This is a genomic window from Streptomyces atratus, assembly GCF_900119365.1.
GTDB lineage: Bacteria > Actinomycetota > Actinomycetes > Streptomycetales > Streptomycetaceae > Streptomyces > Streptomyces atratus_B.
Map to the genome: position 1 here is coordinate 127,382 of NZ_FPJO01000002.1, position 18,648 is coordinate 146,029.

The 18,648-nt window shown below is 69.6% G+C and carries 17 protein-coding genes, 1 pseudogene and 1 riboswitch; of the genes and pseudogenes, 10 read left to right on the forward strand and 8 right to left on the reverse strand.

The features are described 5' to 3' along the window. Positions 1-129: 129 nt before the first annotated feature. Positions 130-1,047 (forward strand): 1-aminocyclopropane-1-carboxylate deaminase/D-cysteine desulfhydrase, encoded by a 918-nt coding sequence (locus BT364_RS04695; protein WP_072484178.1) that lies wholly within the window; start codon positions 130-132, stop codon positions 1,045-1,047. Here the strand turns inward: BT364_RS04695 and BT364_RS04700 are convergent. After that, positions 1,020-2,624, reverse strand: a complete 1,605-nt coding sequence (locus tag BT364_RS04700; protein WP_072483807.1) for a Na+/H+ antiporter — start codon at positions 2,622-2,624, stop codon at positions 1,020-1,022. The genes BT364_RS04695 and BT364_RS04700 overlap by 28 nt on opposite strands. A 57-nt stretch (positions 2,625-2,681) precedes the next feature. Here BT364_RS04700 and BT364_RS04705 point away from each other — a divergent pair, with 57 nt between their 5' ends. The 3 genes from BT364_RS04705 (at position 2,682) to BT364_RS04715 (ending at position 4,536) form a co-directional block, all read left to right on the forward strand. Beyond that, positions 2,682-2,942, forward strand: coding sequence for a UBP-type zinc finger domain-containing protein (locus tag BT364_RS04705; protein ID WP_072483808.1), 261 nt, complete (start codon positions 2,682-2,684; stop codon positions 2,940-2,942). A gap of 230 nt (positions 2,943-3,172) precedes the next feature. Beyond that, the gene (locus BT364_RS04710; protein ID WP_072483809.1) at positions 3,173-3,586 is read left to right on the forward strand and encodes an ATP-binding protein; all 414 of its coding nucleotides are present in this window, start codon (positions 3,173-3,175) and stop codon (positions 3,584-3,586) included. Continuing rightward, entirely contained in the window at positions 3,583-4,536 is a 954-nt protein-coding gene (locus BT364_RS04715) for an RNA polymerase sigma factor SigF (RefSeq protein ID WP_371268129.1), read from the forward strand. Before BT364_RS04710 ends, BT364_RS04715 begins: the two co-directional genes overlap by 4 nt. 92 nt (positions 4,537-4,628) lie before the next feature. Here the strand turns inward: BT364_RS04715 and BT364_RS04720 are convergent, their stop codons facing one another. Then, complete coding sequence (locus BT364_RS04720) at positions 4,629-5,084, reverse strand: hypothetical protein (RefSeq protein ID WP_177328020.1); 456 nt, start codon at positions 5,082-5,084, stop codon at positions 4,629-4,631. 186 nt (positions 5,085-5,270) lie between these two features. Between BT364_RS04720 and BT364_RS04725 the strand changes: the two genes are divergently transcribed. Then, a complete protein-coding gene (locus BT364_RS04725; protein WP_072483811.1) occupies positions 5,271-6,239 on the forward strand; it encodes a diacylglycerol/lipid kinase family protein in 969 nt (322 codons plus the stop codon). A 320-nt stretch (positions 6,240-6,559) separates the two neighbouring features. Next, entirely contained in the window at positions 6,560-6,817 is a 258-nt protein-coding gene (locus tag BT364_RS04730) for a WhiB family transcriptional regulator (RefSeq protein ID WP_003953983.1), read from the forward strand. A gap of 198 nt (positions 6,818-7,015) precedes the next feature. On the opposite strand, the gene BT364_RS04735 is transcribed toward BT364_RS04730, so the two are convergent. Both BT364_RS04735 and BT364_RS04740 read right to left on the reverse strand, forming a co-directional pair. Beyond that, a complete protein-coding gene (locus BT364_RS04735) occupies positions 7,016-8,482 on the reverse strand; it encodes a PAS domain-containing sensor histidine kinase (protein WP_072483812.1) in 1,467 nt (488 codons plus the stop codon). A gap of 524 nt (positions 8,483-9,006) precedes the next feature. Further along, positions 9,007-9,269: pseudogene (locus BT364_RS04740) on the reverse strand (SIS domain-containing protein); the annotation flags it as partial. A 118-nt stretch (positions 9,270-9,387) separates the two neighbouring features. On the opposite strand from BT364_RS04740, the gene nagB reads away from it, so the two are divergent. Continuing rightward, positions 9,388-10,173, forward strand: a complete 786-nt coding sequence (nagB, locus tag BT364_RS04745) for a glucosamine-6-phosphate deaminase (protein ID WP_072483813.1) — start codon at positions 9,388-9,390, stop codon at positions 10,171-10,173. Between the two features lie 142 nt (positions 10,174-10,315). On the opposite strand, the gene BT364_RS04750 is transcribed toward nagB, so the two are convergent. The 4 genes from BT364_RS04750 to BT364_RS04765 all read right to left on the reverse strand — a co-directional run bounded on the left by BT364_RS04750 (position 10,316) and on the right by BT364_RS04765 (position 15,069). Further along, positions 10,316-11,857, reverse strand: a complete 1,542-nt coding sequence (locus BT364_RS04750) for a glycoside hydrolase family 3 protein (protein ID WP_072483814.1) — start codon at positions 11,855-11,857, stop codon at positions 10,316-10,318. A gap of 8 nt (positions 11,858-11,865) precedes the next feature. Then, positions 11,866-12,696: a carbohydrate ABC transporter permease gene (locus BT364_RS04755; RefSeq protein ID WP_072483815.1), complete on the reverse strand. Its 831-nt coding sequence runs from the start codon at positions 12,694-12,696 to the stop codon at positions 11,866-11,868. Next, positions 12,693-13,685, reverse strand: coding sequence for a carbohydrate ABC transporter permease (locus BT364_RS04760; RefSeq protein ID WP_072483816.1), 993 nt, complete (start codon positions 13,683-13,685; stop codon positions 12,693-12,695). Before BT364_RS04760 ends, BT364_RS04755 begins: the two co-directional genes overlap by 4 nt. A 100-nt stretch (positions 13,686-13,785) precedes the next feature. Further along, positions 13,786-15,069, reverse strand: a complete 1,284-nt coding sequence (locus tag BT364_RS04765) for an extracellular solute-binding protein (protein WP_072483817.1) — start codon at positions 15,067-15,069, stop codon at positions 13,786-13,788. A 279-nt stretch (positions 15,070-15,348) separates the two neighbouring features. Here BT364_RS04765 and BT364_RS04770 point away from each other — a divergent pair, with 279 nt between their 5' ends. From BT364_RS04770 to mctP, 3 genes are all read left to right on the forward strand, one after another. Continuing rightward, complete coding sequence (locus tag BT364_RS04770) at positions 15,349-16,113, forward strand: GntR family transcriptional regulator (RefSeq protein WP_072483818.1); 765 nt, start codon at positions 15,349-15,351, stop codon at positions 16,111-16,113. Between the two features lie 226 nt (positions 16,114-16,339). Beyond that, positions 16,340-16,594, forward strand: a complete 255-nt coding sequence (locus BT364_RS04775) for a DUF3311 domain-containing protein (RefSeq protein ID WP_072483819.1) — start codon at positions 16,340-16,342, stop codon at positions 16,592-16,594. Beyond that, positions 16,591-18,225 carry a monocarboxylate uptake permease MctP gene (gene mctP / locus BT364_RS04780; RefSeq protein ID WP_072483820.1) on the forward strand — a complete coding sequence of 545 codons (1,635 nt, stop codon included), beginning with the start codon at positions 16,591-16,593 and terminating at the stop codon, positions 18,223-18,225. The genes BT364_RS04775 and mctP overlap by 4 nt, the downstream gene beginning before the upstream one ends. A gap of 171 nt (positions 18,226-18,396) precedes the next feature. Continuing rightward, a riboswitch (cobalamin riboswitch) is annotated at positions 18,397-18,532 on the forward strand. Positions 18,533-18,648: the final 116 nt, after the last annotated feature.

Here is an 18,648-nt window from a genome sequence, read left to right on the forward strand (position 1 = left end):
GGCGTGATCGCCAAGGACGGCCGGGGCCACCCGGTCGGCTGCGGCCGCGCCAACCGTGCCGGGCTCGGCGACGACGACGTACTGCGCGCCGTCGTCGCCGAGAAGCGTCTCCCCGGCGACAATTGCGGCATGTCCTCCGAAGCGCTCGACCTCTCCCGGCTGCAGCCGGTGCTCCCCTCGCCCCTGCAGCCGGTCGAGGACGAGCGCTTCGCGCGCCACGGCGTACGGCTGCTGCTCAAGCGTGACGATCTGATCCACCCGGATCTCCCCGGCAACAAATGGCGGAAGCTCTCCCTCAATCTGCGGGCCGCCGCCGGGCGCACCGTGCTGACCTTCGGCGGCGCGTACTCCAACCACCTGCGGGCCACCGCCGCCGCCGGGCGGCTGCTCGGCTTCCGCACCATCGGGGTGGTGCGCGGTGACGAACTGGCCGGCCGGCCGCTGAACCCCTCGCTGGCCCAGTGCGCCGCCGACGGGATGACCCTGCACTTCATGGACCGCGCGTCCTACCGCGCGAAGGGCGATCCAGAGGTCCTGGCGGGGCTGCTGAGCGCCTTCGGGGAGTGCTGTGTCATCCCGGAGGGCGGCAGCAACGCCCTGGCGGCACAGGGCTGTACAGAGCTGGGGCGCGAGCTGCGCGGCCGGGCCGACGCGGTCGCGGTGGCCTGCGGCACCGGGGGCACCCTCGCCGGTCTCGCCGCCGGCCTCGCGCCCGGGCAGCGCGTCCTCGGCGTCCCGGTGCTGCGCGGCGGTTTCCTCGGGGACGCGGTGCGGGAACTGCAGCAGGAGGCCTTCGGCGGCCCGGCCGGGTCCTGGTCCCTGGACGAGCGCTTCCACTTCGGCGGCTACGCGCGTACGACCCCGGCCCTGCACGCCTTCGCCGACGACTTCGAGCAGCGGCACGGCCTGCCCGTCGAGCGGCTCTACGTGGCCAAGCTGCTGTACGCGCTCACCGAACTGGCCGGGGAGGGTGCGTTCCCTCCGGGAACCACGGTCGCGGCGGTCGTCACGGGCAGCCCTCAGGGTGCGCCCGACTCCTCCCGGTAGGCCGCCGCCTCCTCCAGGTCGAGCCGTCTGAGCAGCGTCCGCAGCATCTCGTCGTCGATCCGCCGCTCGTCCCGCAGCGTCACGAAGACCGCGCGCTCGGCGTCGATCATCTCCCTGGCCAGGCGCCGGTAGGTGTCGTCCGCCGACTCCCCGGTCAGCGGATTGGCCGCGCCCAGCCGCTCCCACACGGCGTTGCGGCGGCGTTCCAGCACGGTGCGCAGCCGGTCGGCGAGGGGTCCCGGCAGCTGGTTGCGGCGATCGGCGAGCAGTTCGTCCAGCCGCGCCTCGGCGGCCGCGGAGGCCTCGCTCTGGGCCTGCGCCTCGGCCAGTGTCTCGGCCTTGGCGTCGCGCCCCGGGAGCTTCAGGACCCGCACCAGCAGCGGCAGGCTGAGCCCCTGGACGACCAGGGTGCCGATCACGGTGGTGAAGGTCAGGAACAGCACCAGGTTGCGGGCCGGGAAGGGGCTCCCGTCGGACATGGCGAACGGGATGGAGAAGGCGATGGCGAGCGAGACGACACCGCGCATCCCGGCCCAGCCGACGATCAGCGGCGCCGTCCAGTCGGTGTCGGGCTCGCGTTCCCTGATCCGTCTCGACAGCCACCGGGGCAGATACGTCGCCGGGTAGACCCAGATGAAGCGGACCACGACCACGGCGAGAAAGACGGCGACCGCGTACCGGACCGCGTCGCCCACGGCGTACGCGCCGAGCCCCTTCAGCACGAAGGGCAGCTGGAGCCCGATCAGCGCGAAGACCGCGGACTCCAGAATGAACGCGACCATCTTCCAGACGGCCGCCTCCTGGAGCCGGGTCGCGAAGTCGACCTGCCAGGACCGGTGCCCCAGATAGAGCGCCACCACGACCACGGCGAGCACTCCGGAGGCGTGTACGCGTTCGGCCGCCGCGTACGCCACGAAGGGGATCAGCAGCGACAGCGTGTTCTGCAGCAGCGCTTCCTTGAGGTGGGTGCGCAGCCAGTGCAGCGGCACCATCAGCGCCAGGCCGACCACGACGCCGCCGACCGCGGCGAGGAGGAACTCCTCGATCCCCGCGCCCCAGCTCATCCCCTCGCCCACGGCGGCCGCGATCGCCACCTTGTAGGCGGTGATGGCCGTGGCGTCGTTCACCAGGGACTCGCCCTGCAGGACCGTCGTGACCCGGCCGGGCAGCCCGACCCGGCGCGCGATCGCGGCGGCCGTGACCGCGTCCGGCGGGGCGACGACCGCGCCGAGCACCAGCGCGGCGGTGAGCGGCAGGTCGGGCACGAGGCGGTACGCCAGCCAGCCGACCGCGACGGTCGCGAACAGGACGTAACCGACCGACAGCAGCGCGACCGGCCGGAGATTGGCCCGCAGGTCGAGGTAGGAGCTGTCGACGGCCGCCGTGTAGAGCAACGGCGGCAGCAGGAGCGGCAGCACGATGTGCGCGTCCAGGGTGTATGTGGGCACCCCGGGCAGATAGGAGGCGATCAGGCCCACGGTGACGAGCAGCAGCGGGGCCGGCACGGGGGTGCGGCGGGCCGCACCCGCGACCGCCGCACTGGCCGCGACCAGTCCCACCAGCGGCAATACGTCCATTCCACGGTCCTCGCATCCGCAGTTCACGGTCCACGTATCCGTCGTAACCTGACAATCATGAGTGACTGCCCTCACGTGTCCGCACTGCCGCGCCCCGAACCGGCCCCGCTCAGTGCGACGTGCCCCGGCTGCCTCGCGGCGGGCACCCACCCCGTGCAGCTGCGGCTCTGCCTGGTCTGCGGCCATGTCGGCTGCTGCGATTCGTCGCCCCTGCAGCACGCCACGGGGCACTTCAAGGAGACCGGTCATCCGGTGATGCGGAGCTTCGAGCCGGGCGAGAGCTGGCGCTGGTGCTTCGAGGACGGTTCGATCGTCTGAGGCCTGGGTACGTCAAACCGGCGCCGGTTGTTCGCAATTGACCGCCGCAGACCACTACCCACTGTGTGTACTCATGGGCTTACCATGAGTGACAGCCATGGGCTGGGGCTCTGGCGACACGGCATCATGGGTCGCGATAGCGTCGCGGACCAGAACCGAAGACGTACCACATGGCTCCGGGGCACCCTTCCCGGATCCTCGAAAGAGTTTGTGCCACCTTGGAGGTGAGGGTGTCCCAGATCGCAGGCGAGCCCGGGAATCAGGACTTCGTAGAGGTCCGGCTGCCCGCTGCGGGTGCCTACCTGTCAGTGCTGCGTACGGCCACGGCCGGTCTCGCAGCGCGCTTGGACTTCACTCTCGACGAGATCGAGGATCTTCGCATCGCGGTCGACGAGGCCTGCGCGATCCTGCTTCAGCAGGCCGTGCCGGGCTCCGTCCTCAGCTGCGTCTTCCGGCTCGTCGAGGATTCTCTCGAGGTCACGGTGGCCGCCCCCACGACGGACGGCCGGGCACCGGAGCGCGACACCTTCGCCTGGACGGTGCTCTCCGCACTGGCCGGGAAGGTCGACTCCTCGGTGGCCGACGACCGTACGGTCAGCATCAGCCTCTACAAACAGCGCGGCGCGGGACCCGGGCCGGCGTGAGCAGCGGGAACGGGGACGGTCCTGTGCGGGACGAAACGATGCGACCAGGGGTGGTGCGCGCAGCAGGCATCCCGGAACAGCAGGCCCTGCCCCATCCGGTGGACGGGGCGGACGGGCCGGCGGGCCGTACGGTCGCGGTGGAGCAGTCGCAGGCGAAGCGGGCGGGCCAGATGAGCGAGCACGGGCACCACGATCCACACGACCGCAGCGGGGCGCGGGCGCTCTTCGTCGAACTGCGCGCGCTTCCCGACGGGTCGCCCGAGAAGGCGGAGCTGCGCAATCGGCTGGTGCGGATGCATCTGCCGCTCGTGGAGCATCTGGCCCGCCGGTTCCGCAACCGCGGCGAGCCGCTGGACGACCTGACCCAGGTCGCCACGATCGGCCTGATCAAGTCGGTCGACCGGTTCGACCCGGACCGCGGCGTCGAGTTCTCGACGTACGCGACCCCGACGGTCGTGGGCGAGATCAAGCGCCACTTCCGTGACAAGGGCTGGGCGGTCCGGGTGCCGCGCCGGCTCCAGGAGCTGCGGCTCTCGCTGACCACGGCCACCGCCGAGCTCTCCCAGCAGCACGGGCGCTCGCCCACGGTCCACGAGCTGGCGGAGCGGCTGGGCATCTCCGAGGAAGAGGTCCTGGAGGGCCTGGAATCGGCCAACGCGTACAGCACGCTCTCGCTGGACGTGCCGGACACGGACGACGAGTCCCCCGCCGTCGCGGACACGCTGGGCTCCGAGGACGAGGCGCTGGAGGGCGTCGAGTACCGGGAGTCGCTCAAGCCGCTGCTGGAGGACCTGCCGCCGCGCGAGAAGCGGATCCTGCTGCTGCGCTTCTTCGGCAACATGACCCAGTCGCAGATCGCGCAGGAGGTCGGCATCTCGCAGATGCATGTCTCGCGGCTGCTGGCCCGCACGCTCGCGCAGCTGCGCGAGCGGCTGCTCGTCGAGGAGTAGCGGGCAGGGCCGCACGCAGGCGCGGTCCTTCCCGTGCCCGCGGCCGCCCGGTGCCGCCGGTCCGCCCCGCCCAGTCGCCGGGCGGGGCGGATTCAGTTGTCCGGGGTGGTGCCCGGCCGGCGGATGCCGAGCGCCTCGACCGTCGTCGGCCTGACCAGCTGGTAGAGCGCCGTCAGGGTCACCGCGGCGAGGACGATCCCGGCCGGGATCAGCACGCCGTGCGACCGCAGCAGCGTCCAGGCCACCGGGAGCGCGATGATCTGCGTGATGAGCGCGGGACCGCGGCTCCAGCTGCGCCGCCGCAGCAGACCGCGGGCGGCGAACAGCGGGATCAGTGCGAGCGCGATCAGCGTCAGACCGCCCATCTCCGCCTGCTGCGGGCTCTCGGGATGTCCGAGCAGCCCCATGACCAGCATGTAGATCCCGCCGATGGCCAGCGCCGCCCCTTCCAGGGCGGTGAGTCCGGCAACGAGAGTGATCCTGCTCGGCTTCGCCGGTTCGAGCCTCGGCGAGGGTGACGAGGCGGGCGTGTTCTGCTGAGTACTCACCCTTGCAGGTTGGCATCCCGGGGCCGCGAAAGCGAAGCCGGGGTCGGAACCGGTGCCGGAACAGATGTCGGGATCGGTACGGGGACGGACGGCTGGTCCGCCCCGCAGCATCCGCGCCGTCACCGAGCGTGAAGGCCAGGGGGTGGGACTTCAGAGTGATACCGCGCGGTAGGTAGTCTGGCGGTCATGCGCGCACTCCTCGTGGTCAATCCAGCTGCTACCACCACCAGTGCGCGGACCCGTGACGTGCTCATCCATGCGCTGGCCAGCGAGATGAAGCTGGAGGCCGTGACCACGGAATACCGGGGCCACGCCCGGGACCTGGGGCGGCGGGCCGCGGACAGCGACGACATCGATCTGGTGGTCGCCCTGGGCGGCGACGGCACGGTCAACGAGGTCGTCAACGGTCTCCTCCACAACGGCCCCGACCTGGACAGCCTCCCGCGCCTCGCGGTGGTTCCCGGCGGCTCCACCAATGTGTTCGCGCGCGCCCTGGGCCTGCCCAACGACGCGGTGGAGGCGACCGGAGCGATCCTGGACGCACTCGCCAACCGGACCGAACGCACGGTCGGCCTCGGACTGGCGGCCGGCACCCCCGGCACCGAGGACGAATCCGTCCCGGAACGCTGGTTCACCTTCTGCGCCGGGCTCGGTTTCGACGCAGGCGTGGTCGGCCGGGTCGAACAGCAACGCGAACGCGGCAAGCGCTCCACGCACGCGCTCTACGTACGCCAGGTGGTCCGGCAGTTCATCGACGAGCCGCACCGCAGGCAGGGCGTGATGACCCTGGAGACCCCCGGGCAGGAACCGGTCACCGATCTGGCGCTGTCCATAATCTCCAACACCGCCCCCTGGTCCTACCTGGGCAATCGTCCTCTGTACGCGTCCCCGAAGGCCACTTTCGACACCGGCCTGGACGTGCTCGGACTGAAGCGGCTCTCCACTCCGGCGGTCGCCCGTTACGGCACTCAGCTGCTCACTTCGAGCCCGGAGAAGGGCCCGTCCGGAAAGCATGCTGTTTCACTTCATGACCTCACGGACTTCACCTTGCATTCAAAGGTGCCGCTGCCCTTCCAGATGGACGGCGACCACCTGGGAGTGCGCACAAGTGTGACGTTCACAGGCGTACGCCGTGCACTGCGTGTGATTGTGTGAGTGGAAGGGACCAAAGTCCTTCAACTCGAACGTTTGGACTGGATTCCACCCCATAGAAGTACGGCTGTGACCTAGTCGACACCGAGGAATCAAAAAAAAGTTTCCAGAAGGGGTTGTATCCGCCGCTGAGGTTTGCGAATCTCTACATGGCGATCGGGACGGCCCGCAACACCGGCCTCCACTGAGAGCCAGAACCCCTCCTCACCTGCACAGGACCACAACCAGTTCATCTGGGCGTCGGCCCGTCACCCGCGGGGGGATTCGTGAAAGCGTTCACATTCACAAGCACCAGTATGTAATACCAAGGAGAGGTAGCAGCCATGGACTGGCGTCACAACGCCGTTTGTCGTGAGGAAGACCCCGAGCTGTTCTTCCCCATCGGCAACACCGGTCCTGCGCTGCTGCAGATCGAGGAAGCCAAGGCCGTCTGCCGTCGCTGCCCCGTCATGGAGCAGTGCCTGCAGTGGGCGCTCGAGTCCGGCCAGGACTCCGGCGTCTGGGGTGGCCTCAGCGAGGACGAGCGCCGCGCGATGAAGCGCCGCGCCGCTCGCAACCGGGCGCGCAACGCCAGCGCCTGACCGACGCCACCGCTACGAGCCTCAGCCAGGCGGCGCGTACAGAGCGTACGCACAACCCCGCCCCCCGAGTCGCAGCGCGCAGTACCCCCGAAGCGCATGCATGAACAGTGAGCCCGGACCGTGACAACGGTCCGGGCTCACTGCTGTGTCCGTACGCCCGCCACCGGTCCACTCCGATGAACGGGTGGGCCGACGGGGCTACTTCTGGGGCCGGACGGGGATGTCGAGCACGACCTGGGTGCCGCGCTCGGGCGCCGGGACCATGCCGAAGGTTCCGCCCAACTCGCCCTCCACCAGCGTCCGGACGATCTGCAGACCCAGATTGCCGGCACGCTGCGGGTCGAATCCCTCGGGCAGTCCGCACCCGTCGTCCTGGACCGTGATCAGCAACCGCGCTCCGGCGGAGGAACCGCCGCGCACCGCGGACACCTCCACCGTGCCGGACTCAGCGAGTGTGAAGGCGTGTTCCAGGGCGTTCTGCAGGACCTCCGTGAGCACCATCGCCAGGGGCGTGGCCACTTCGGCGTCGAGGATGCCGAAGCGTCCCGTCCTTCGGCAGGTGACCTTGCCCGGCGAGATCTCGGCGACCATCGCGATGACGCGGTCGGCGATCTCGTCGAACTCCACCCGCTCGTCCAGATTCTGGGACAGCGTCTCATGGACGATGGCGATCGAACCGACGCGCCGTACCGCCTCGTTGAGCGCCTCGCGGCCCCGTACGGAGTCCATCCGCCGGGCCTGAAGCCGCAACAGGGCGGCAACGGTCTGGAGGTTGTTCTTCACCCGGTGATGGATCTCCCGGATGGTGGCGTCCTTGGTGATCAACTCGCGTTCGCGACGGCGGAGTTCGGTGACGTCCCGGAGCAGGACCAGGGAGCCGATGCGGACGCCCTTGGGCTTGAGCGGGATCGCCCGGAGCTGGATCACCCCGCCCGCGCACTCGACCTCGAACTCCCGGGGCGCGTAGCCGCTGGCCAGTTTGACCAGGGCTTCGTCCACCGGGCCCCGGGAGGGGGCGAGTTCGGCGGTGATGCAGCCCAGGTGCTGGCCGACCAGATCGGAGGCGAGGCCGAGCCGGTGATACGCGGAGAGGCCGTTGGGGCTGGCGTACTGGACGACCCCGTCGGCATCGAGCCGGATCAGCCCGTCGCCGACGCGCGGCGAGGCGTCCATGTCGACCTGCTGACCGGGGAAGGGGAAGGACCCGGCGGCGATCATCTGGGCCAGGTCCGAGGCCGACTGGAGGTAGGTGAGCTCCAGCCTGGACGGGGTCCGGACAGTGAGGAGGTTGGTGTTGCGGGCGATGACCCCGAGGACCCGGCCCTCCCTGCGTACGGGGATCGACTCGACCCGTACCGGCACCTCCTCGCGCCACTCCGGGTCGCCCTCGCGCACGATCCGGCCCTCGTCCAGCGCCGCGTCCAGCAGCGGACGGCGGCCGCGCGGCACCAGGTGCCCGACCATGTCGTCCTGGTAGGAGGTGGGGCCGGTGTTGGGGCGCATCTGCGCCACGGAGACATAGCGGGTGCCGTCGCGCGTGGGGACCCAGAGCACGAGGTCGGCGAAGGAGAGGTCGGAGAGCAGCTGCCACTCCGAGACCAGCAGATGCAGCCACTCCAGGTCGGTGTCACTGAGGGCTGTGTGCTGGCGGACGAGGTCGTTCATGGAGGGCACGTGTGCGAGCGTACCCGCGGAGGGTCAATGGTTCCGAACCGAACGACCGGACCGTGCGTGCAAGGGGAGGTGGCCGGAAAATTGCGGCTGCCGTATGGATGGACACAGGCGAATGGTCTAGTCCACAATGCTATGGACAGAGCTTCCGCTCTCCCCGCACAGGAGAGTGGATCGAGGTACCCGCGCTCTCTGCCCTGACCGCGCAGGCACCTCTCCCCGGCCGGGGGCACCGCACACCGCCGGCCGAACAGACCGTCCGTGATGGCCGGTCTCAGACCGACCGGCAATTGGGGGGTGGGTGAAGGAGCGGGGCTGGGTGCGTGCAGCTGCAAGGCGGAGGATTGAGGCAACGCGGAGCGTTGTTGATTGACGACAACGCGGCAGATGTGCGTGCCCAGCCCCGCGACGCCGCCCCCTATTGCCGGTCGGTCTTACTCCGGGCTGCGGTGCCGGACGGGCTGAGGGTCCCGTCCCGGCGCCGTGGCCCGCGGGTGTTCCCGGGGCAGTTCCCGCACTCAGCGGGTCTCGGTGACCCTGGCCAGGGCGCGGGGCACGTCCGGGTCCTGGCCGCGGGCGATCGTCACCTCGTACGCGAGCATCCGCAGCGGCAGAATCTCCAGGCCTGCTGGACCTCCTCGGCGACCCCGGCCGTCGGCAGCACGAACCCCGCGGGCGCCGCCTCGACCTGGGCCTTCGCGCCGACCACGAAGAGATCGGCGCCGCGGCCGCGCAGCCGGTCCAGGACGGGCTGGAGGGCCTCGCCGCCCCGGCCGTCGGTGCAGCGGACCGCGTCCGGGACGGGCGCATCCCCCGTGCCCGCGTTGCCAGGGTCTGCTAGATTGGAGACCGATTGGTCTATACCACCTGACTCAACTCTTCAGATCGGCAGGCCCCGCGTGGAAGTTGTCATCGTCCCGGACGCCAAGGCAGGCGGCGAACTCATCGCGGAGGCCATCGGCGCCCTCCTGAGCCGCAAGCCCGACGCCCTTCTCGGCGTTGCCACCGGCTCGACCCCGCTGCCCATCTACCAGGCGCTGGCGGCCAAGGTCCGCTCCGGTGCCGTCGACGCCTCGCGCGCCCGCATCTGCCAGCTCGACGAGTACGTCGGGCTGCCCGCGGGCCACCCGGAGTCCTACCGCTCCGTGGTGCTGCGCGAGGTCGTCGAACCGCTCGGCCTGTCCGAGGCGTCCTTCATGGGCCCCGACGGCTCCGCCGAGGACGTCCAGGCGGCCTGCCTGGCGTACGACAAGGCGCTCGCCGAGGCCGGCGGGGTGGACCTGCAGCTCCTCGGCATCGGCACCGACGGGCACATCGGCTTCAACGAGCCGTGCTCCTCGCTCGCCTCCCGCACCCGGATCAAGACGCTCACCGAGCAGACCCGGATCGACAACGCGCGCTTCTTCGACGACGACATCACGCAGGTGCCGCACCACGTGATCACCCAGGGCATCGGCACCATCCTGGAGTCCCGCCACCCGATCCTGCTCGCCACCGGCGAGGGCAAGGCGGACGCCGTGGCGCAGACGGTGGAGGGGCCGGTCGCCTCGGTCGTGCCCGCCTCGGCGCTCCAGCTGCACCCGCACGCGACGGTGGTGGTGGACGAGGCCGCCGCGTCGAAGCTGAAGCTGGCGGACTACTTCCGCGCCACGTACGCGGCGAAGCCGGCGTGGCAGGGGCTGTAGCACTCCCGGGCACGTACGAGAGGGCCGGGACACCCACGCTGGGTGTCCCGGCCCTCTCTTGTGCCGTCGCGGGCCCGGTTCCTGTGTGTCGCGGGCCCGATCGGGCGTGATGCGGCCCCCGGCCCCGCATCACGCCCGGTACTCAGTCCGTCGGGCCGTCCGTGCCCCTGACGACGAGCTCCGCCGCCGCGAGGCCGCAGACGCGGGCCGCGCCGTGGGTGGCGATGTGCAGGCCGCCCCTGGGGGCCGCCTGCGGGACGCCCATCTCGACCACGACCGTGTCGGGGCGTTCGGCCACCAGGGCGTCGAGCGCCTCGCCCATCCAGGCGTGGCGGTGGACGTCGCGGACGACCACGACGATGCGCCGCTCCCCCGCCGCCCGCAGCACCGCGACGACGGGTGCCTCGGTCTCGCTGCTGTACGTGCCGGTCTCCGTGCCCGGCAGCAGCCGGCCCAGCTCGGCGGCGACGCCCCACGGGGTCTCGTCACCGACGGCGATGTTCGACGCGGAGGCGAACGCGGCGACGTACGCGGGCTCGGTCAGCGGGGCGGCGGAGCCGGTCGCCCGCACCGCCCGGCGAGCGGCGACCAGGCCGATGCCGGAACCGGTTCCGGTGCCGGGCTCGGTCCCCTCCTGCCCTGCCGCGCCCGGCCCCGAACCGGCCTTCTTGGCCCCCTGCGTCCAGGACGCGAGGGCACGTACCCGTGCGGCCGCGTCCGCGAGCCGCTCCTCGGCGAGTTCACCGCTGCGCACGGCCCTGACCAGCGCGTCGCGCAGCCGGAGCACCGTGCCGTCGTCCTCCAGGCCGCCACCGACGCACAGCGCGTCGGCCCCGGCGGCGATCGCGAGGACGGAGCCACGCTCGATGCCGTATGTCGCGGCAATGGCCTGCATCTCCACGGCGTCGGTGACGATCAGGCCGTCGTAGCCCAGCTCCTCGCGGAGCAGACCGGTGAGGATCCGCGGGCTCACCGTGGCGGGGCGGTCCGGATCGAGCGCCGGCAGCAGGATGTGCGCGCTCATCACGCACTTGGTGCCCGCCGCGATGGCCGCCCGGAAGGGCACCAGCTCACGGGCGTACAGGGTCTCCAGGTCCACGTCGATGCGCGGCATCGCGTGGTGCGAGTCGATCGCGGTGTCGCCGTGCCCCGGGAAGTGCTTGGTGCAGGCGGCGACCCCGGCGGCCTGGAGGCCCTCGACGTACGCGGCGGTGTGCCGGGCCACGAGCCGGGTGTCGGCGCCGAAGGACCGTACGCCGATGACCGGGTTGCCCGGGTTGGAGTTGACGTCCGCGGACGGCGCCCAGTTGAGGTTGACGCCGCACTCGGCGAGCCGGCGGCCGAGCTCCTGGGCGACCGCGCGGGTCAGGTCGAGGTCGTCGACGTGGCCGAGGGCGAGGTTGCCGGGGAACGAGGAACCGGTGCGCACCTCCAGGCGGGTGACGTCACCGCCCTCCTCGTCGATCGCGACGAGGAGGTCCTCGCGCCCGGCCCTGAGCTGGGCGGTGAGCGCGGTGACCTGCTCGGGCGTGCGGATGTTGCGGCCGAACAGGGCGACGGAGGCGAGGCCTTCGTCGACCCTGCGCAGCACCCAGTCCGGGGCGGCGGTGCCGGTGAATCCGGGCTGCAGGACGGCGAGCGCGTCGCGGGTGACGGTGTCCGTGGCGGATATCAGGGTGGTCATGGGCGGCGTTATCCCTTCACGGCACCGTCGGTGAGGCCGCTGACGGCCTTGCGCTGCAGGAAGACGAACAGGATGAGGATCGGAATGGCGAAGATCGAGGCCGCCGCCATGGTGGCGCCCCAGTCGTCGCCGAACTGGCTCTGGAACTGGGAGAGCCAGAGCGGGAGCGTCTTGGCCTCGGGGTCCTTGTTGAGGATCAGGACCAGCGGGAATTCGTTCCAGGCGGTGATGAAGCCGAAGAGCGAGGTGGCCATCAGGCCGGGGGCGAGCAGCGGCAGGATCACCTTGACGAAGGCCTGCGGGCGGGTGCAGCCGTCGACCATGGCGGACTCCTCCAGTTCCTTGGGCACCGCGGCAACGTAGCCGCGCAGCGTGAGGATCGTGAAGGGGAGCACCATCACCATGTAGAAGAGCGTCAGCGGGACCAGGCTGTTGAGCATGTCCGCGTCGCGGACCAGCATGTAGATCGCGATGACCATGACTTCCCACGGCGCCATCTGGGCGATCATGAAGACCAGGATCATGCCCTTGCGGCCCTTGAACCGCATCCGGGCCAGCGCGAACGACGCGAAGAGCGCGATGATCAGCGAGAAGGCCACGGCGAGCAGGGTGACGGTGAGCGAATTCCTGACCAGGGTCAGGAAGTTCGGTGCGTGGTACGCGGTCTTGAAGTGCTCGAAGGTGACGTCGGTGGGGAACCAGACCGGCGTCTCGGTGATGATGTCGCCGGTCGGCTTGAACGCCGTGCTGAACATCCAGTAGACGGGGAAGACCAGTGCGGCGAAGAGGACGATCGCCGTCGCGTTGGGCCAGATGCGGCCGAACAGTGAGCGCTTCACAGCTCGTCCTCCTCTTGCTTGAGAACGATGCGGAGGTAGTAGGAGGTCAGCCCCAGCATGATCAGGATGGTCAGCAGCGAGATCGCCGCGCCCATGCCGTAGTGCTGGTTGCCGACGCCCTCGACGAAGGCGTAGACCGGCAGGGTCTCGGTGAGGCGGTTGGGGCCGCCCTCACTGATGGTGAAGATCTGCGGGAAGGCCTTGAAGATCCAGATGACTTCGAGGAAGGTCGTGGCGTAGAGGAAGGGCCGCAGGAACGGGAACGTCACCGAGGTGAAGCTCTTCCAGACGCCGGCACCGTCGAGCGAGGCGGCCTCGTACAGCTCCTTGGCGATCGTCGTGGTCGCCGCGTAGAGGTTGATCGCCACGAACGGGATGGACTGCCAGACGATCAGCAGGGTGACCACGAAGAAGGTGGAGAACTGCGATCCGGTCCAGTTGAATTCGGCCATCGAGTGCCAGCCGAGCTTGTCCAGCACGTAGTTGACCACGCCGAAGCGCGAGGCGAACAGCCACTGGAACACGGTGGACGCGGCCACGACCGGCATCGCCCAGGCGAGCACCAGGCCGACCATCAGGGTGAACCGCATTCTCTTGCCGAGGCGGGCGAGCAGCAGTCCGATCAGGGTGCCGAGGACCATGGTCAGGACGACGTTGACGCCGGTGAAGACGATCGTGCGGAGCGTGACTCTCCAGAAGTCCTCACCGGTGAGGATCTCCTGGTAGTTCTTGAAGCCGTTCCACTCGGTGACATGCTGGATCAGCTGTCCCATATTGAGGTTCTGGAACGACAGCATGACGTTCTTCACCAGGGGGTACCCGAGAAGGAGCGCCGTCACCGCGAGTGCGGGAATCATCAACAGGTACGGCGCCGCGCCGATACCCGGCTTCCGCTTGTTTCCCCCGTGCTGCCCGACGGGTGGTTTCCCGTCCTGGCCGCGGACTGCGGCCGTCTTGGCCACATCCGAGGGTTCGGTCTGCACTGCCATGCTCGCCATCTCTTCCAACAAAGCCCTACACGGAACGGTGCGTACGACCGGGGCGGCGGGTCGGGACCCGCCGCCCCGGCGCAGGACGCGCTACTTGCGACTACTGCTGCTGGCTGAGGCGCTTGTTGAGCTCGCCCTCGACCTGCTTGGCGGCCTCGGCGGGCGACTTGCCCTGGAGAACCAGCGTCATGTAGGTCTTGATCGGGTTCGGCGGGTTCTCGACCGGCGCCCACTCCGGGATCAGCGGCGTGGTGCCACCGGACTTGGCGGCGGCCGGACCGGCCGCCTCGGCGGCGGGCTGGCCGACCGTGTACTTCTGCATGGCGTCGTTCTTCGGGGACCAGCCGGCCTCCTTGATGAGCGCGCCGTCGTTCTGCTCGGAGAGCGCGATCTTCAGGAACTCCTTGGCCAGGTCCTGCTTCTTGCTGCCCGCGGCCACGGCGAGGTTGGAGCCGCCGAGGAAGACGCCCTCGGGCTTGTCGGCCGTCTCACCGGGGATGGTGAAGAAGCCGATGTCGTCCTTGATCTCCGGGTTGGCCTTGATGGCGGTGCCGGCCTCGTAGCCCATCGCGATGACGGCGCCGGTCTTGCCCTTGGCGAAGACCTCGGCCTGCTGCGGGGTGGCCTCGTCCTTGTCCTTGGGGGCCTTGGAGAAGGCCTGGTACTGCTTGTAGACGTCCATGGCCTCGGCGACCTTCGGGTCGGCCAGGTTGGAGACGTACTTGTCGCCTTCCTTCTTCACCGGCGAGACGTCCTTGCCGACGAGCAGGCCGTCGAAGAAGTACCAGTTCTGGCCGGGCAGGTAGATCGGCTCGGCGTCGCCCTTCTTCTCGATGGCCTCGAACGCCTTGAAGAGGTCGGCACGGGTCTTCGGCGTCTCGGTGATACCGGCGTCCTTGAAGACCTTCTTGTTGTACATGACGACGCGGTTGCCCACGTACCACGGCAGGGCGTACTGCTTGCCGTCGTAGATGGAGGGCTGGTTGACGCCGTCGGCCCAGGCGGAGCCGATCTCCTTCTTCAGGTCACCGAGGTCGGCGAGACCGCCGGTCTTGGCGTACGCCGGGGTCTGGGTGTTTCCGATCTCCAGGACGTCCGGCGGGTTGGACTCGGAGAGGGCGGTGGTGACCTTCTGCTGAATGCCGTTCCAGTCCTGGACTTCGATCTTCAGCTTGGCCTTGGTCTTCTTCTCGAACTCCTCGGTGACCGTCTTGGTCCACCCGTCCGGGTTCGAGCCGGACATCGTCCACACGGTCAGGGTCTGGCCCTTGTACGCGTCCGGACCGGCCTTCTTGCCGCTGTCACCGCCGTCGTCGGACCCACACGCCGCGAGGCCGATCATCATGCCCGCGACGCCGATCGCCGCGATGAGCTTGCGCTTCACGCCAAACCCTCCTCAGGGATACTGCAACCCCGCCCACCGCGAAGACATTCGACGAGTACTGCTGGGGCTGGACCTGGTCTTTAATGGTTTAGACCAGCACCGGGAGCTTGGCCTAGACCTTTAGGGGTGTCAAGGGTGTATAAGAAGTGCACTCGCGTCCGTTACAGGACCGACACCTGAGAGAGGGCGACCAGCCGTGACCGGACCGTGCCACCATGTGAGCCGCGACAGACGGAGGAGCCGGTGACGGCAGCAACGCAAGCGTCGGGAAGGCGGACCATGGGTGCCGACGGGGGCAGTACGGAGAACGAGACGGGCGCGGCCACGCGGACGGCGCGCGTCCCGAAGTACTACCGGCTGAAGCGACATCTGCTCGACATGACGGACACCATGCCGCCGGGCACCCCCGTGCCGCCGGAGCGGACCCTGGCCGCCGAGTTCGACACCTCGCGCACCACCGTGCGCCAGGCGCTCCAGGAGCTGGTCGTCGAGGGCCGGCTGGAGCGCATCCAGGGCAAGGGCACCTTCGTCGCCAAGCCGAAGGTCTCGCAGGCCCTGCAACTCACCTCGTACACCGAGGACATGCGCGCCCAGGGCCTCGAACCGACCTCCCAGCTGCTGGACATCGGCTATGTGACGGCCGACGACACGCTCGCGGGGCTGCTCGACATCACCACCGGCGGCCGGGTGCTGCGGATCGAGCGGCTGCGGCTCGCCAGCGGCGAGCCGATGGCGATCGAGACCACGCACCTTTCGGCCAAACGCTTCCCCGCGCTGCGCCGCTCGCTGGTGAAGTACACCTCCCTCTACACCGCACTGGCGGAGGTGTACGACGTACGGCTGGCCGAGGCCGAGGAGACCATCGAGACCTCGCTGGCCACCCCGCGCGAGGCCGGCCTGCTCGGTACGGACGTGGGTCTTCCGATGCTGATGCTCTCCCGGCACTCGCTCGACGGACAGGGCGAGCCGGTGGAGTGGGTGCGCTCGGTCTACCGGGGCGACCGGTACAAGTTCGTGGCACGCCTGAAGCGGCCCACCGACTGAGCCCGGAACACCGCCCGGGCCCCCGTGGAACGCATCACTCCGCGAGGGCCCTTCGCGCACCCTGATACGGACCAACTGCCGTACGTTTGGCGGAATTACGAACAGAAGTACCCGCTCAGCGGGCCGTTGCCGGACCGCAATACGGACAGGGGGTGACGGTGACCGGAAGCCTCCCCTAGATTTCCTGCGCATTACAAGGTGATCAGCGAGGGGACGGAGTCGCCGCATGCCAGCAGGCCCAGAAGGAAAACCGCCCACCGTCACACCGGTGCGGGTGTTCATCGCCCTCTGCCTCGTCGCGCCGTTCGTGGCGATGCTCTGGGTGAGTTCGTACGCGAAGGTGGACCCCACCTTCATCGGCATCCCGTTCTTCTACTGGTACCAGATGCTCTGGGTGCTGATCTCCACCGCGCTCACGATGATCGCGTACAAGCTGTGGCAGCGTGACCAGCGCGCCCGCAAGGGAGGTGGGTCGGCATGAAGGACGGTGTGAACGGCGTCGCGCTCGGCGTCTTCATCTTCTTCTTCGCGGCCGTCACGGTCATGGGCTTCCTGGCGGCGCGCTGGCGCAAGGCCGAGAACGAGGCCAGCCTCGACGAATGGGGCCTGGGCGGACGGTCGTTCGGCACCTGGGTCACCTGGTTCCTGCTCGGCGGCGACCTGTACACCGCGTACACCTTCGTCGCCGTGCCGGCGGCGATCTACGCGGCGGGCGCGGCGGGCTTCTTCGCCGTGCCGTACACCATCCTGGTGTACCCGCTGATCTTCACCTTCCTGCCGCGGCTCTGGTCGGTCTCGCACAAGCACGGGTACGTCACCACCTCGGACTTCGTGCGCGGGCGCTTCGGCTCGAAGGGCCTGTCGCTGGCGGTCGCCATCACGGGCATCCTCGCCACGATGCCGTACATCGCACTCCAACTCGTCGGCATCCAGGCGGTGCTGGACGTGATGGGCGTCGGCGGCGGCGAGACCACCCACTGGTTCGTCAAGGACCTGCCGCTGCTGATCGCGTTCGCGGTGCTCGCCGCGTACACCTACTCCTCCGGGCTGAGGGCACCCGCGCTGATCGCCTTCGTCAAGGACGGGCTGATCTACCTGGTCATCGCGGTGGCGATCATCTACATCCCGATCAAGCTGGGCGGTTTCGACGACATCTTCGCCAAGGCGGGCGAGGCGTTCTCGCAGACCAACCCGGCCACCGGCAAGCCGCGCGGCGCGCTCGCACCGGGCGAGGCGGGCCAGTGGGGGTACGCCACCCTGGCGCTGGGCTCGGCGCTGGCGCTGTTCATGTATCCGCACTCGATCACGGCGACGCTCTCCAGCCGCAGCCGCAATGTGATCCGGCGCAACACCACGATCCTGCCGCTGTACTCACTGATGCTGGGCCTGCTGGCACTGCTCGGCTTCATGGCCATCGCCGCCGGAATCAAGGTCGACAACGGGCAGCTGGCCATCCCGCAGCTGTTCGAGAACATGTTCCCGGACTGGTTCGCGGGCGTCGCGTTCGCCGCCATCGGCATCGGCGCGCTGGTGCCCGCCGCGATCATGTCGATCGCCGCGGCGAACCTCTTCACCCGCAACATCTACAAGGACTTCCTGAAGCCGGACGCGACCCCGGAGCAGGAGACCAAGGTCTCCAAGCTGGTGTCGCTGCTGGTCAAGGTCGGCGCGCTCGCCTTCGTCCTCACGATGGACAAGACGGTCGCGATCAACTTCCAGCTGCTCGGCGGCATCTGGATCCTCCAGACGATGCCGGCCCTGGTCGGCGGCCTGTTCACCCGCTGGTTCCACCGCTGGGCGCTGCTCGCGGGCTGGGCGGTCGGCATGGTGTACGGGACGGTGGCCGCGTACGGGGTCGCCTCGCCGACGCAGAAGCACTTCGGCGGCTCGTCCGCGGAGATCCCCGGCATCGGCGAGATCGGCTACATCGGCCTCACCGCGTTCGTGCTGAACGTGGTCGTGACAGTGGTGCTCACCTTCGTCCTGAACGCCGTGAAGGCGCCCGCCGGGATCGACGAGACCTCCCCGGCCGACTACACCGCCGACGCGGGCGACCCGGGCGTCAAGACGGAACTCCCGCCGGCCACGGCGGGGGCACCGGGCGGTCACTGACGACCCCGCACCCACGGCCCGGCGAGAGGCCCTGGCCCCCTCCAGCGGGGCGCGGCGGGCCGTCGGCGTGGATCGGGCCAGCCGCCCCGGGAAAGGGCCGTACGGCTCATTCTGTGGGCCCGGCCCGGTCGGCGCGACACAACATGTGGGGGCTGCCTCATCGGGCAGCCCCCACATGTATGCTCTTCCTCGCTGTCGCCGCAGGGGAATCCGGTGAGAATCCGGAACTGTCCCGCAACGGTGTATTCAGTGCGCTTTTGTGCACCCCCGAGTCAGTCCGATGACCTGCCGGCAGCGCATCCGGCTCGACCGAACCGGATGCCCAGACGTCCGGGCCTCGCGGTTGGGCCGGTGGACGCCGTGCGGAGCGCTGCCCTGCCCCGGGTCTGCGCGTCCGCAGGGCTGCCCCGTTCCCCGCCGGCC